9 protein-coding genes are annotated in these 14,019 nt (G+C 70.4%); 2 read left to right on the top strand and 7 right to left on the bottom strand.

Features of this window, described 5'->3' with window-relative positions:
- Window positions 1-72: 72 nt before the first annotated feature.
- From ABH928_RS16440 to ABH928_RS16415, 6 genes are read right to left on the bottom strand one after another with little or no spacing between them, the layout of a single operon-like run.
- Entirely contained in the window at window positions 73-1,197 is a 1,125-nt protein-coding gene (locus tag ABH928_RS16440) for an aldose epimerase family protein (RefSeq protein WP_370066880.1), read from the bottom strand.
- A gap of 43 nt (window positions 1,198-1,240) precedes the next feature.
- On the bottom strand, window positions 1,241-2,344 hold the full coding sequence (locus ABH928_RS16435; protein ID WP_370066878.1) for a LacI family DNA-binding transcriptional regulator: 1,104 nt from the start codon (window positions 2,342-2,344) through the stop codon (window positions 1,241-1,243).
- A 32-nt stretch (window positions 2,345-2,376) separates the two neighbouring features.
- On the bottom strand, window positions 2,377-3,405 hold the full coding sequence (locus tag ABH928_RS16430) for an ABC transporter permease (protein ID WP_370066876.1): 1,029 nt from the start codon (window positions 3,403-3,405) through the stop codon (window positions 2,377-2,379).
- Window positions 3,402-4,367, bottom strand: a complete 966-nt coding sequence (locus tag ABH928_RS16425; RefSeq protein ID WP_370066874.1) for an ABC transporter permease — start codon at window positions 4,365-4,367, stop codon at window positions 3,402-3,404. Before ABH928_RS16425 ends, ABH928_RS16430 begins: the two co-directional genes overlap by 4 nt.
- A complete protein-coding gene (locus tag ABH928_RS16420; protein ID WP_370066872.1) occupies window positions 4,364-6,019 on the bottom strand; it encodes a sugar ABC transporter ATP-binding protein in 1,656 nt (551 codons plus the stop codon). The genes ABH928_RS16425 and ABH928_RS16420 overlap by 4 nt, the downstream gene beginning before the upstream one ends.
- 25 nt (window positions 6,020-6,044) lie before the next feature.
- A complete protein-coding gene (locus ABH928_RS16415; protein ID WP_370066870.1) occupies window positions 6,045-7,157 on the bottom strand; it encodes an ABC transporter substrate-binding protein in 1,113 nt (370 codons plus the stop codon).
- Between the two features lie 605 nt (window positions 7,158-7,762).
- On the opposite strand from ABH928_RS16415, the gene ABH928_RS16410 reads away from it, so the two are divergent.
- Together ABH928_RS16410 and ABH928_RS16405 are read left to right on the top strand one after the other, a co-directional pair.
- Window positions 7,763-9,985: a DUF5127 domain-containing protein gene (locus tag ABH928_RS16410; protein WP_370066868.1), complete on the top strand. Its 2,223-nt coding sequence runs from the start codon at window positions 7,763-7,765 to the stop codon at window positions 9,983-9,985.
- A gap of 41 nt (window positions 9,986-10,026) precedes the next feature.
- Window positions 10,027-12,804, top strand: a complete 2,778-nt coding sequence (locus tag ABH928_RS16405) for a TIM-barrel domain-containing protein (protein ID WP_370066866.1) — start codon at window positions 10,027-10,029, stop codon at window positions 12,802-12,804.
- A 90-nt stretch (window positions 12,805-12,894) separates the two neighbouring features.
- Here ABH928_RS16405 and ABH928_RS16400 read toward each other — a convergent pair whose 3' ends face one another.
- Window positions 12,895-13,974 carry an enoyl-CoA hydratase/isomerase family protein gene (locus ABH928_RS16400; RefSeq protein WP_370066864.1) on the bottom strand — a complete coding sequence of 360 codons (1,080 nt, stop codon included), beginning with the start codon at window positions 13,972-13,974 and terminating at the stop codon, window positions 12,895-12,897.
- Window positions 13,975-14,019: the final 45 nt, after the last annotated feature.

Here is a 14,019-nt window from a genome sequence, read left to right as displayed (position 1 = left end):
TCTATCACCCCCTTCGGTCACGGACCAATACCGCGCACCGGAGCAGATCGTCCGTCGCTCCGCGTCGGGTCCTCAGCGCAGGTGCGGAAAGCGGAACTCGGTACTGCTGGTGAACCGTCCGCCGGGCCGTAGCACGGTGCTCGGGTACCCGGGCCGGTTGGGTGAGTCGGGGTAGTGCTGGGTCTCCAGGCAGACCGCTCCGTGCCGGGCGTAGGGCTTGCCCTCGACTCCGCTCAGGCTGCCGTCGAGGCCGTTGCCGGTGTAGACCTGGATGCCCGGCTCGGTGGTCCACACCTCAAGGCACCTGCCGCTGCCGGGGTCACTGAGCCGGGCGGCCCGGCTCAGGGCGCCGGGGGTGGACGGCGGTTCGAGGATCCAGCAGTGGTCGTACCCTTCGGCGTCCCGCAGCTGCGGGTCGTCCTCGGTGATGCGCCGACCGAGCGGGGTCGGCTCGGCGAAGTCGAAGGGCGTGCCGGCAGTGGGCGTGGAGGGGCCGTAGGGGATCGCGTCCGGTGAGACCGGCAGGTATGCGTCGGAGTCCAGCGCCAGCCAGTGGCCCAGGACATCGCCGGAGCCGGCCCCGGCGAGGTTGAAGTACGCGTGGTGCGTGAGGTTGAGCACCGTGGTGCGGTCGGTGCGGGCGGTGTAGTCGAGCCGCAGCGTCCCGGCGACGTCGAGGGTGTACCGGACGCCGACGTCCAGCGCGCCGGGGAAGCCCATATCGCCGTCCGGGCTGCGGAGTTCGAGCTGCAGCGAGACCTCGCCGGATTCGGTCCCGCCGGGACGGGCGTGCCGCACCCGGCGGTGGAAGCCCTCCGGCCCGCCGGGACGGGCGTGCCACACCCGGCGGTGGAAGCCCCCCGGCCCGCCGTGCAGGGCGTGTCCGCGGTCGTTGACGGGCACCTGGTGCTCGTGGCCGTCGAGGCTGAACCGGCCGTGCGCGATCCGGTTGGCGTAACGGCCCACCACCGCACCGAAGTACGGGCTGACCTCGGCGTACTGCGTGACCGTCGGGAGGTTGAGCACCACACTGGCGGGTCGGCCCTCCGCGTCCGGGACGGTCAGCTCGTGCAGGACCGCTCCATAACTGAGCACGGCAGCCCGCACACCCTGTCCCGAGTCCAGGATCCAGCGGGTCACGGGTGTGCCGTCCGGGGCGCTGCCGAACGGCGAACTGATCAGTGCGGGAGGCGACATGGGATCCTCGGTGGGCGTGAGGAGGGTGGGCGGACGACCGTGCTCACGTGGCAGCGGGGGGAACTGCGCGCCCGGCCACGACATCGCCGCGCCCCTGGGTCGGGCCCCCGGTGGCGGGCGGGCCGCCCCCGCGGCCGGTCGTGGACTCCCGCACCACCAATCGATGGCTCGGCACGAATCGGCGCGAGTGCCACGACTCCGCGTCCTTGCCCGCAGTGATCCGCTCGACCAGTCGGTCCACCGCGAACCGCGCGATCGCGGTCTTGTCCGGCGCGACCGTGGTCAGTGACACCGCTGCGTAGCGGCCCTCCTCGATATCGTCGAAGCCGACCACCGCGATGTCCTCCGGCACCCGCAGGCCGTGTTCGGACAGCACCCGCATCGCGCCCAGCGCGATCAGATCGTTGTAGCAGAAGAGCGCATCCGGCAGCTCTCCGCGTGCGAGCAGTTCGGATATCGCGGCGGCGCCGTCCCGGCGGTCGTAGCCCTCGGTCGCCACCACCATCGACTCCCGCGGGGCGCCGCCGGCCGCCCTGATCTCCTCGCGCCAGCCGCGCAGCCGCAGATGGGCCGGCTGGCGCGCGCTCTCGTGCCGGGCCCCGAGGAAGGCGATCCGGCGCCTGCCGAGGTCCAGCAGGTGCCGGACCGCGACGCGCGCGGCCTCCACGTTGTCGATGGCGACATGGTCGTAAGGGGCGGTGTACTCCCGTTCGCCCAGCAGCACCAGCGGAGGACCCTCCTGACGGTCCAGCAGGTCCTCGTTCTCCAGCTGGATCGGGCTCAGGATCAGCCCGTCGATGATGTGCGAGCGGAAGCCCCGGGAGACCAGCACCTCCTTCTCACGCAGGCCGGCGGTGTGGTCGAGAAGCACCGTGTGGTCGTGCTGTGCGGCCGCGTCGATCACGGCTCCGGCCAGATCGGCGAAGTAGGGATTGGCCAGCTCGGGGACGGCCAGCGTGATGATTCCGGTGCGCCCCTTGCGGAGATGACGGGCCGTCAGATTGGGCCGGTAGCCCAGCTCCTCGATGGCCTGCTGTACCCGGCTGCGGGTCTCCGGGCGGATGTGTGGATAGTCGTTGACGACATTGGACACGGTCTTGACTGAGACGCCGGCGCGCTGCGCCACGTCCTTGAGGCTGACGCCCACGGCGCTGTGTTCCTCTTTTTCCGACCACCCGGTCAGGGCAGTTGCTGGGTCCGGCTGAGCAGGGTCTGCAACAGCACCACCGCGGCGAGGAACCCGCCGTTGACGGTATCGGTGAACGCCGAGCCGTACTGGGAGAAGTGACTGTCGATCAGATTGTGTATGACGCCCAGCAGCAGGACGCCGCTGAGCGTGCCGCCGACGGAACCGCTGCCGCCGGTGAGCAGGGTACCGCCGATGACCACCGAGGCGATCGCGGTGAGTTCGTAGCCCACGCCGATGGTGGTCACCCCGGACTGGAGCCGGGCGGCGCCGAGTGCTCCGGCCGCCGCCGCCAGGGTGCCGGAGAGCAGGTAGACCAGCACCTTGGCGCGGACCACCGGGAGGCCCATCAGCACGGCGGCGTTCTCGTTCCCTCCCATGGCGGTGAGTGTCGCGCCGAAGCGGGTCCGGGCCAGCAGCAGCGCGCCCAGGGCGAAGAACACCGCGAGAATGACCAAGGGCACCCAGGTGCCCGCGCCCAAGCTCGCGAAGAACGAGTTCTTCGGCACGATATAGGTGGTGGCGCCCTCGTTGCTCAGCGCCTGCATCAGGCCGCGTGCACCGAGCAGTCCGGCCAGGGTGACGATGAACGGTGCCATCCGCGCGCGGGCCACCAGCAGCCCCTGCACCCCGCCCCAGGCCGCACCGACGACGAGCGGAAGGACGATCGCCAGGGCGCTGCCGCCGTGCTGAGCGCCGTAGGCACCGAGTACTCCGCCGAGCGCGTACATCGAGCCGACCGAGAGGTCGATTCCGCCGGTGATGATGACGAAGGTCATGCCCAGCGCGAGCAACCACACGAAGTTGTTGCCGACCAGAATGGTGCTGATATTGCCCCAGGTCGGAAAGGCGGAGGAGGTGATCGAAGCGATCGCGGCGACCAGCACGAGGACGGCCGGCGCCCCCCTGCGCTGGAGCTGGTAGGCGAGTTGCTCGCTCAGCGGTGTCGGAGCGGGCCCGGGCCCGGGCGCGGGTGAGGGCTCGGGCGGCAGCGCGGTGGGCTGCAGGGCGGTGGGACTCATCGGGTACCACGCTCCTGGGCGGCGTACACGGCGAAGCAGATGATGACCGCCTCGATGATCTGCTGGTAGGACTGATAGACGTTGTGCTGCTGCAGTACGGCCGCGATCAGCTGCATGAAGAGCGCCCCGGCCACCGTCCCCAGGACGCGCACCCGGCCGCCGGTGAGCGGGGTGCCGCCGACCACGACCGCGGTGATCGCGCTCAACTCGTAGTTGAGGCCCACGGTCGAGGGATCGGACTCCGCGGAGTAGCCGACCAGCATCAGCCCGGCGAGCGCGGCCAGCACACCCGAGATGACGTAGACCGTGACCAGCACCCTGCGCACCGGGAGCCCGGCCAGTCGGCTGGCCTGCCGGTTGTCCCCGATCGCGACCAGCTGCCGGCCGAAGGTGGTCCGCCGCACCAGCAGCGCGACCAGGGCGACACAGCCCGCAGCGACCCAGGTCATCACCGGGACGCCGAGAAAGTTCCCGATCCCGAGGGTGGCCACCGCGCCGTCGGTGACCGGCTTGCCCGAGTTGCCGTTGATGATGTTGGCAAGTCCGCGCAGACCGATCATCAGGGACAGGGTGGCCACGATCGGTTGGACCCGGACGAAGGCCACCATCGCGCCGCCCAGCGCACCCGAGACCGCTCCCACGAGCAGGACGACCGCCAGCATGCCGACGAAGCCGTAGCCGAGGTAGAGCGGGGCGACCGCGGCCGCCAGCGCGATCACCGCGCCGACCGAGAGGTCGATGCCCTCGGTGCCGATCACCAGGGCCATCCCCAGCGCGACGACCAGCACCGGGGTCACCTGGAGCAGTTGGGCGCGAATGTTGCCGATGCTGAGGAAGGAGGTGTTCAGCACCACGGCGACCGCGAAGAGCAGGACCAGCGCGGCGTAGACGCCGTATTCCTGGAGCAGATGGCGTGTCCGGGCGCGGTCCAGGGCCGCGCCGCCCCAAGTGATGCTGCTCATTCCCGGTGCTCCTTGCGGTCCTTGTGACCCTCGGGCCCTGACTGCTCCTCGGGCCCCGGCTGCTCCTCGTGCTCGGGAGCTGCGTACTCGGCGTACTCGGCGTCCTCTGGGTGGGAAGGCGCGGTGGCCAGCGCGTCGAGCAGGCGTTGTTCGCTGACCCCCTCGCCCTCCAACTCGCCGACCACCCGCCCGTCCTTGAGGACGACGACCCGGTTGGCGCCCTCGATCAGCTCCTCCAGATCGGAGGAGATCAGCAGCACCGCCAGTCCGTCCCGGGCCAACTCGTCGATCAGCGCCTGAACTTCGGCCTTGGCACCGACGTCGATGCCCCGGGTCGGCTCGTCCAGCAGCAGTACCTCGGGGTTGAGGCACAGCCAGCGCGCGAGCATCACCTTCTGCTGGTTGCCGCCGGAGAGGTCGCTGACCTTCTGGTCCGGTCCCGAGGTCTTGATCCGCAGCCGCTGTATGAAGAAGTCGACGATCTCGTCCTGCCTGGTCCGGGAGACCAGGCAGGCCCGCGACAGCCGGGGCAGCGCGGCCAGCGAAATGTTCTCGCGCACCGAGAGGTTGGGGATGATGCCCTCCACCTTGCGGTCTTCGGGAAGCATCACCACCCCGGCCCGGATGGCGGCGGCCGGACTGCGCCGACGCAGAGGGCGTCCGGCCACCTCCACGGTTCCCGCCTCCGTCGGCAGCGCGCCGACCACGGCCTTGGCGGTCTCGCTGCGTCCGGCGCCGAGCAGACCGCCGAGTCCGACCACCTCGCCGGGGTGGATCTCCAGCGAGACGTCGTGCAGGCGGTGCCGGACCGCCAGGCCTTGGGCGCGTAGCGCCGGGACGCCCTCGCGCTGCCGGTGGCGGGCGGTGTCGAAGGCGGTACTGCCCTTGTCCCGGACGGAGGACATCTCGCGGCCCAGCATCAGCGAGATCAGCCTGAGCCGCTCCAGTCGGGCCATCTCGCCGGTGTGCACGATCTCGCCGTCCCGCATCACCGTGACCCGGTCGCAGATCTCATAGAGCTCGTCCAGCCGGTGGCTGACGTAGACCACCGCGATCGACTGCCGCTTGAGCTCGCGGATGACCGAGAACAGCGTCGCCACCTCGCGCGGCTCCAGCGAGGAGGTCGGCTCGTCCATGATGACGACCCGGGCCTCGATCTGCACCGCACGGGCCAGCGCCACCATCTGCTGGGCGCCCAGGCCGAGCGTGCGCAGCGGCCGGGTGACGTCCACCTCGACGCCGTAGCGGGCCAGTGTCTCGGCGGCCTCCCGGTTCATCCGGCGCACGTCGACCAGGCCGAAGCGGCGCGGCTCGCGTCCCAGGTAGAGGTTGCGAGCCACCGACATCAGCGGGACGAGGTTGACCTCCTGGTAGATCGTGGAGAGTCCGGCCGCCTGCGCCTCCAGCGGGTTGCCGAAGTGCCGTTCCTCGCCCGAGAACCGGATCCGGCCGGCGTCCGGACGGTAGACGCCGGTGACCACCTTGATCAGGGTGGACTTCCCGGCGCCGTTCTCGCCGATCAGCGCGTGCACCTCGCCGGGGCGCAGCTCGAAGTCCACCCCGCGCAGGGCGTGTACCCCGGCGAAGCTCTTGCTCACCCCGACGACCTCGAGCACGCGGTCGCTGCGGGCGGCGGGGTCCTGCTGGACCACGGTTCCTCCTCCTTGTGACGGCGGGTCAGTAGACGTTGCCGCTGGACAGCGCCGTCCTGGCCAGGGAGGCGTTGTCGAAGTGCTGGTCCTTGATGATCACGTTCGCCGGGACCCCGGTGCTGCTGTAGAAGTTCTGCAGCGACTGGAAGGCGAGCGGCCCGAACCGCGGGTTTGTCTCGATGTCGGCGGCCATGGTGCCGTCGGAGACGTCCTGGACGGCCTGCTGAATTCCGTCGATGGAGACGATCTTTATGTCCTTGCCGGGGACCTTCCCGGCCGCTTTGATCGCCTGGATCGCGCCGAGCGCCATCTCGTCGTTCTCCGCGTAGACCGCGCTGATGCCCGGATGGGCCTGCAACAGCTGCGCCATGACCTGCTGTCCGGTCGTCTCCGCGAACTGGCCGGTCTGCTGCGCGACCACCTTCATGTTGGGGTACTTCTTGAGCTCGTCGGTGAAGCCGCTGGTGCGGTCGGTGGCGACGTTGTTGCCCGGGGTGCCGGTCAGGACGGCGATCTGGGCCGTACTGCCGGTGGCCGTGGCGAGGTCGTCAGCGGCAGCCCTCGCCTGCCCGCTGAAGTCCGAGCCGATGAACGAGATGACGTTGGAGCAGGCGGTGCCGGCCGTGCGGTCGATGGTGAGCACCGGGATCTTCTTGGACTGAGCCTCGGCGAGCGCGGGGGCGAGCCCGTCGGAGTTCTCCGGGGCCACGATCAGCGCCTGCGCACCTTGTGCGATCAGCGATTCGATCTGCGAGTTCTGCGCATTGACGTCGGCGTTCGCGTTGGTCTGCAGCAGGGTGACGCCGAGCTTGCCGGCCTCGGCCACGATGCTGTCGGTCTCGGTGGCCCGGAACGGGTTGGTGGTGGACTCCGACTGCGAGAAGCCGATCTTCGTGCCCTTGCCGATGGTCAGCTTCGGCACGCCGCTGCCGCCGTAGTTCTGGTAGGTGCAGGCGGGGCCTGCCGATCCCGTGGCGGCGACCGTCTGCTGGGCGTTGGCGGTGTTGTTGACGGTCGCACCTGAACCTGAACTCGCGGTCGACGAGCCTGCGTTGGTGCAGGCAGTGGCGATCAGGCAGAGGCCGGCGGTCAACGCCGCGGCGATGGCGGCTCTGGTGGGGCGCGGGACGGCGTTCATGTGCCGATCACATCCTCGTCCGTTGTGGGGCTGCGGGAGGAGCAGGGTGGGTACGGGAAGCGGCACGGCCCGGTCGCCGCCCGCAATTCCAACGATGTAGAGGACACTCGGGGATGGGAACCAGGACTGTCAAGGCTTGGGCACCGCTTCTGGTCGACGCCGGTCCGACGTGAGGAACCGTCCACCGGCCTCACGGCCGCCGCCAACTTTGGGTGTCATTGGCGGGAATGACATCGGGCCAGACATAACCTCGCAGGTAAACGCCTTGAGTTGACCGCACGTCACCTGATCCCACAGACAACGCCCGGGTCAGGAACGGGGGTTCGGAGGGGTTCGGCGAGCTCCACTGCGACGCGAGGGGTGGACAGAGCACCCGGGGCGTGCTGTCATTCCGATGCTCCATTTCCAACGTTGTGACCGCAGCGCCCACCGGGTGGCGAACCGTTCCCCGTCGGACCCAGGGGCCGAGTATCCGTCAGTGGCTCTACGCAGCAAGCCAACTGACTGAGGATCAGCGCGCTGGGTCGGCCGAGCCGCCCGTTTTCGACGCCCGTCACTTCCGAGCTGTCCACAGTCCTGTCCCACCCGCAGTCCTGGAGGAAGCCATGACCAACCACACTGATCCGACTCCCGGGGATCAGACCGAGGGCGGCGTCAGCCGCCGCGGACTGTTCCGCTGGACGGGCGCGGCCGGGCTCGGGGTCAGCGCCGCGGTTCTGCTGCCGGGCGTCGCCCAACCCGCCGCAGCCGCAGCCGCGATCGGGGCAGCGGTTCCGGCAGCGGGCGGAGACGGTTCGCGTGCGCAACTCCCGGGCTTCGACCCGGTCAGGCCGCCGGCCGTGCCGCTGGCCACCCGCTCCCCGTACCTCAACACCTGGCTCACGTCGGGCAACACCAGCGGCGCCTGGCCCTCCTTCTGGACCGGGCACACCACCGCGATGGTCGGCATCGCCCTCGTCGACGGCACTCCCTTCCTCTTCCTGGGCTCCCCCAACGTCGCCGGCCTGGGACCGCGCGGCATGGTGCAGCAGAACCTGACGCTGACCGCCACCCGCTCGCAGTACGTCTTCGCGGCGGCCGGGGTGGAGCTCACGTTGACCTTCCTCTCCCCGGTCGAGCCCGGCGACCTGCGCCGGCAGTCGATGCCGCTGTCCTACGTCACCGCGGCGGTGCGCAGCACCGACGGTGCCGGCCACCGGGTCTCGCTGTACTTCGACATCTCCGGCGAGTGGGTCCACAACGACACCGGCACCCAGATCGGGTGGGCTCAGAACCAGGTTCGGGGACCGGGCGGAACGGCTGTCACCTCGCTCTCCTGCACCCCGGCCACCCCCCAACCCCTGGCCGAGAACGGCGACATGGCCACCTGGGGCACCGTGGTCTTCAGCGCTGCCAACCAGTCCGGCCTGACCTGGCAGATCGGCGCGGACACCGCCGTCCGGGGCGCGGTGCTGGCCAACGGCAAGCTGGGCGACACCTCCGACACCAACCAGCCTCGCGCCATCAACGACAACTGGCCGGTCTTCGCCTTCACCTTCGATCTGGGAACCGTGGGCGCGACCCCCGCGAGCGCCGCGCTCTCCCTCGGCCATGTGCGCGAGCCCGCCGTCAGCTACCTCGGCACCCCGTTGCCCCCGCTGTGGCGCTCCTACTGGTCCACCTGGCAGGACATGGTGGGCTACTTCCACTCGGACCTGGCCGCGGCGCAGGATCGCACCGCCGCTCTGGACGGGAAGATCCGCAATGAGGCCACCGTGGTCGGCGGCCACCAGTACGCCGCGCTCTGCGCGCTGGCACTGCGTCAGGCCTATGCCGGCACGGAGCTGGTCAGCCGGAACGGCACGCCCTGGGCCTTCCTGAAGGAGATCTCCAGCGACGGCAATGTCTCCACCGTCGACGTCACCTACCCGGCGCTGCCGGTGTTCTGCTACCTCGACCCGCAGTACCTGGGCCTGCTGCTGGCCCCGCTCCTGGAGTACCCCGAGCACGGCGGCTGGCCGAAGACCTTCGCCGAACACGACCTCGGGTCCCACTACCCGAACGCCGACGGGCACAACGACGGCAACGAGGAGGACATGCCGGTCGAGGAGTCGGCGAACATGCTCATCATGACCGCGGCCTACCTGGGCCGGGTCGACGCCGCCACTGCCTCGTCCTTCGCCACCACCCACTACACGATCCTCAAGCAGTGGGCGGACTACCTGGTCGCCAACGCCCTTGACCCGGGCTACCAGAACCAGACCGACGACTTCACCGGCTTCATCGGCCACAGCGTCAACCTCGCCCTCAAGGGGATCCTGGCGATCGGCGCCATGGCCCAGGTCTCCAAGGCGGCCGGCAAGTCGGCGGACGCGACGAGCTACCGGGCCACCGCCACCTCGTACATCGGCCAGTGGGCGACCAAGGCCCAGGACCCGAACGCCGCCCACCTCAAGCTCGCCTACGACCAGCCGGGCACCTGGAGCCTGAAGTACAACGGCTACCCGGACGCACTGCTCGGCCTCGGGCTCATTCCGGAGTCGGTGGCCCGTCAGGAGGCGGCCTGGTACCTGAGCCAGAGCAACCAGTACGGGATACCGCTCGACATCCGGCACTCCTACACCAAGGCCGACTGGGAGATGTGGACCGCGGCATGGCTGCGCGACTACCCGGTGAAGGACTACCTCATCGGCGCGCTCTACGACTTCGTCGACACCTCCCCTTCGCGGGTGCCGTTCACCGACTGGTACGACACCATCTCCGACCAGCAGAACGGTTTCCAGGCCAGGCCGGTGGTCGGCGGGATCTTCGCGCTCCTGAGCCTGGGCCGCCAGGGCGCCACCGGGTGATCTCTTCCGTCGCCGACGATGTGACCTTGAAGGAAACGATCGTGCACAAATCTCGCATCCACGGAAAGCGCCTGCCGTTCACGGCCTCCGCGGCCGTACTCGCGCTTCTCGCCGCCTCGGCCCAGGCTGCCCAGGCTGCCCAGGCCGCCCAGGCCGTGGGGAGCGCAACGTCCGCACCGCGCGCGGTCGTGGACGGCCACGCCCGGTTCGAGGTACTCAGCCCGACCCTGATCCGCCTGGAGTATGCGGGCGACAACGACTTCCAGGACGGCACCACCTTCAACGTCGTCAACCGCGACCAGCCACCGACCCCGTACCGGACCTGGACCAAGGACGGCTACCGCTACCTCGCGACCTCCGCGGAGACCCTCTCCTACAAGGAGGGGAGCGGCCCCTTCACCCAGGACAACACCGCGGTCCGGCTGCGCGTCGGGGACCAGGAGGCCACCGCCCACCCGCTGTTCGGCCAGACCGCGCCGGACTGCGCCTTCGGGGTGCTGTGCGAGGCGGAGGACGGACTGCTGGCCGGAGGCGCCACCGTGGCGGACGACCACACCGGCTATACCGGCGGCGGTTTCGTGGCGGGCATCGAGGGAACAGGGGCCTCGGTCAGCTACCGGATCACCGGCGTCCCGGCCGCCGGTGACTACTCGCTGGCCATGCGCTACGCCAACAACCAGGGCAGTGACGGCCAGACCACCACCCGCACGCTCACCGCCGAGGTCGGCGCGGCGGCGCAGGCGCGCTTCAGCCTGCCGCCCACCGCGGACTGGAACACCTGGGCCACCGCCCAGGTCACCGTGCACCTCGCGGCCGGCGACAACACGGTGACCATCGCCGAGGCCGCGGGCGACTCCGGAAAGGTCAATATCGACAGCCTGGCCGCCACCCCGGTCGGCGCGGCCTATCCGCCGCCGGGCCCGACCCAGCCGTCCGCCGTGCTCGGCGGCTACCGGCGCGCGCTCGACGGCCAGTCGGGCTCCTCGCCGCTCGCCCCCGGCCTGCTCTCCCGCAATGGCTGGTACCTCCTCGACGACTCCACCACCGCGCTCTTCGACCAGGCGACCGACACGGTCACGCCGCGCCCCTCGCACGGCGGACTCCCGTACCAGGACGGCTACTTCTTCGGCTACGGACTCGACTACCAGCAGGCCCTGCGCGATCTGCGCTCCCTCACCGGACCGGACGTGATGCTTCCGGAGTCGGCATTCGGCGTCTGGTTCTCCCGCTACTACCCCTACACCACCGCCGACTACCAGAACTCGCTACTCCCCGCCTTCCGCGCACACAGCACTCCGATCGACAACCTGGTGGTGGACACCGACTGGAAGTCCCCAAACCAGTGGGACGGGTGGAACTGGAACCCCGCCCTCTTCTCCGACCCCCAGGCCTTCCTCAACTGGGCGCACGGCCAGGGCCTGACGGTGGCCATGAACATCCACCCCAGCATCAGCACCTCCGACCCGCAGTACGCCGAGGCGCAGGCGATCGCCAAGGGCAAGCTCGCCTGCTCCGGCGGCACCTGCACCTTCGACTGGTCCGACGCCGACCAGCTCAAGGCCTACTTCGCGCTCCACCAGCCCTTCGAGCAGCAGGGCGTGGACGAGTGGTGGCTGGACTGGTGCTGCGACAACAGTGGGGTCAGCACCCCCGGCGTCACCCCGGACACCTGGATCAACGACCAGTACGCCGCCGACGGCGACGCCCGCGGCCAACGCGGCTACGCCTTCTCCCGGATGGGCAGTTCGCTGACCGCGTCCGGCTACTCCGGCTCGACGCCGCTGCCCACCGGCCCCTGGGCAGAGCACCGCTACACCCTTCAGTTCACCGGTGACACCTACGCCACCTGGAACATGCTGGCCTTCGAGGCAGAGTTCACCGCTGACGAGGGAGCGGCGATCGGGCTGCCGTACGTCTCCGACGACATCGGCAGCTTCCACGGTGGCCACGACCCGGACGACCTCTACGCCCGCTGGGTCCAACTCGGCGCCTTCCAGCCGGTGCTGCGGCTGCACTCCGACCACGGCGACCGACTGCCCTGGGAGTACGGCAGCGCCGCCGAGGCCTCCGCGGAGAAGTTCCTGCGGCTGCGCGAGGCACTCGTCCCCTACACCTACTCGCTGGCCGAGCAGTCCGTGCAGACCGGGCTGCCGATGGTGCGCGCGATGTACCTCGACTATCCCGCCCAGCCCGCCGCGTACACCCACCCCGACCAGTACCTCTACGGCGACGGCGTGCTGGTCGCCCCGGTCACCACCGCGGACGACGCGGCCGGCCAGGCCACCACCACCGTGTGGTTCCCGCCGGGATCCTCCTGGACCGACTACTTCACCGGTCAGACCTACCAGGGCGGAACCACCGCGCAGATCGCCACCGGACTGGACACCATGCCGGTCTTCCTCAAGTCCGGCGCGATCCTGCCGCAGCGCACCGACTACGTGGACAACAACGCCCAACATCCACTCGACCAGGTCACCCTGAACGTCGCGGCCGGCGGCAGCGGTTCCTTCAGCCTCTACGAGGACGCCGGCCAGGGGCACGGCTACCAGCACGGCGAGTACACCACCACCAGGCTGGCCACAGCCACCCACGGGGCCACCACCACCGTCACCATCGCCCCACGGCAGGGAAGTTACCCCGGGGTGGTGACCACCCGCCGCTACACCGTGCGGGTCTCCGGCCTCGCCGCCGCGCCCACCCGGGTGATGCTGGACGGCCGCCCGCTGACCGGCTGGACGTACGACCCGGCCACCCACTCGGCGACCATTCCGCTGCCCGCCCAGTCCACGTCGGTGGGTGCCACTCTCATGTTCTCCTGACCCTCCGAGGGCCCGTGGCGAGCGGCCGCCCGAGGGTTCCGAGGAACCGCCTCCCGAGGGTTCCGAGGACCCTGGGAGCCCTCGCCCGGCTCAGAGTTCCCGATCGCCGAGCGGGGCGAAGTGCCGTTCGACGGTGGCGGCGTCGACGTCCTGCAGTGCGGCGGGCTGCCAGTGCGGAGTACGGTCCTTGTCGATCACCTGGGCGCGGATGCCCTCGGCGACGTCCGGGTTGCGCAGCGCCGCGCAGGAGACGCGGTACTCCTGCGCGAGCACGTCCTCCAGCGTCCCGAGCTCCCGTGCCCGGCGCACGGACGCCAGGGTGACCTTGACGGCCGTGGGCGACTTGGCGGTGATCCGCTCGGCCGTCTCCTTCGCCTCCACGACACCGACGGCCAGCAGCCGCTCGACGATCGCCTCCGCCGTCGGCGCACCGTAGCAGTCGTCGATCCAGCCGCGGTGCTCGGCGAGCACCGCGACCGGGGCGTCGGCCGTGTGCCGGGCGAGCGCGGCGGGGACGTCCAGCACGGCCAGGTCGTCCAGCAGCGCGGCCAGCCGGTCGGCGGGGACGAAGTGGTCGGCGAGCCCGCACAGCAGCGCGTCCCCGGCGCCGACCGAGTCCGCCGTGAGCGCCAGATGGGTGCCGAGCTCACCGGGCGCGCGCGAGAGCAGGTAGGTGCCGCCGACGTCGGGGACGAAGCCGATGGCGGTCTCCGGCATGGCCAGCCGGGTCCGCTCGGTGACGATCCGGACGCCGCCGTGCGCGGAGACCCCGACACCGCCGCCCATCACGATGCCGTCCATCAGCGCGACGTAGGGCTTGGGGTAGCGGGCGATCCGGGCGTTCAGGTGGTACTCGTCGCGCCAGAAGTCCTCGGCGGCGCGCGGGTCACCGCTGGTCGCGGCCCGGTGGATGGCGACGATGTCGCCACCCGCGCACAGTCCCCGCTCCCCCGCGCCGGCAATGACGACGGTCGCGACGCTGTCGTCGTGCTCCCATGCGTCGAGCGCGGCGGCGATCTGCCGGACCATGCCGTGGGTGAGGGCGTTGATCGCCTTCGGCCGGTTGAGGACGATCAGTCCGACGTGCCCGCGCCGGTCGGTCAGGACCTGGTCGGTCGGAACCTCGCCGGGCAGAACCTCGCCGGTCTCCGGGGTGACGCTGACGCGCATGATCTCGTTGGTTCCTTCCAGGGCCGGTGCACCGTACCCGGCACG

It is taken from the genome of Streptacidiphilus sp. MAP5-3, from assembly GCF_041262505.1.
Classification (GTDB): domain Bacteria; phylum Actinomycetota; class Actinomycetes; order Streptomycetales; family Streptomycetaceae; genus Streptacidiphilus.
This window is presented reverse-complemented; position numbering and strand designations above follow the sequence as displayed.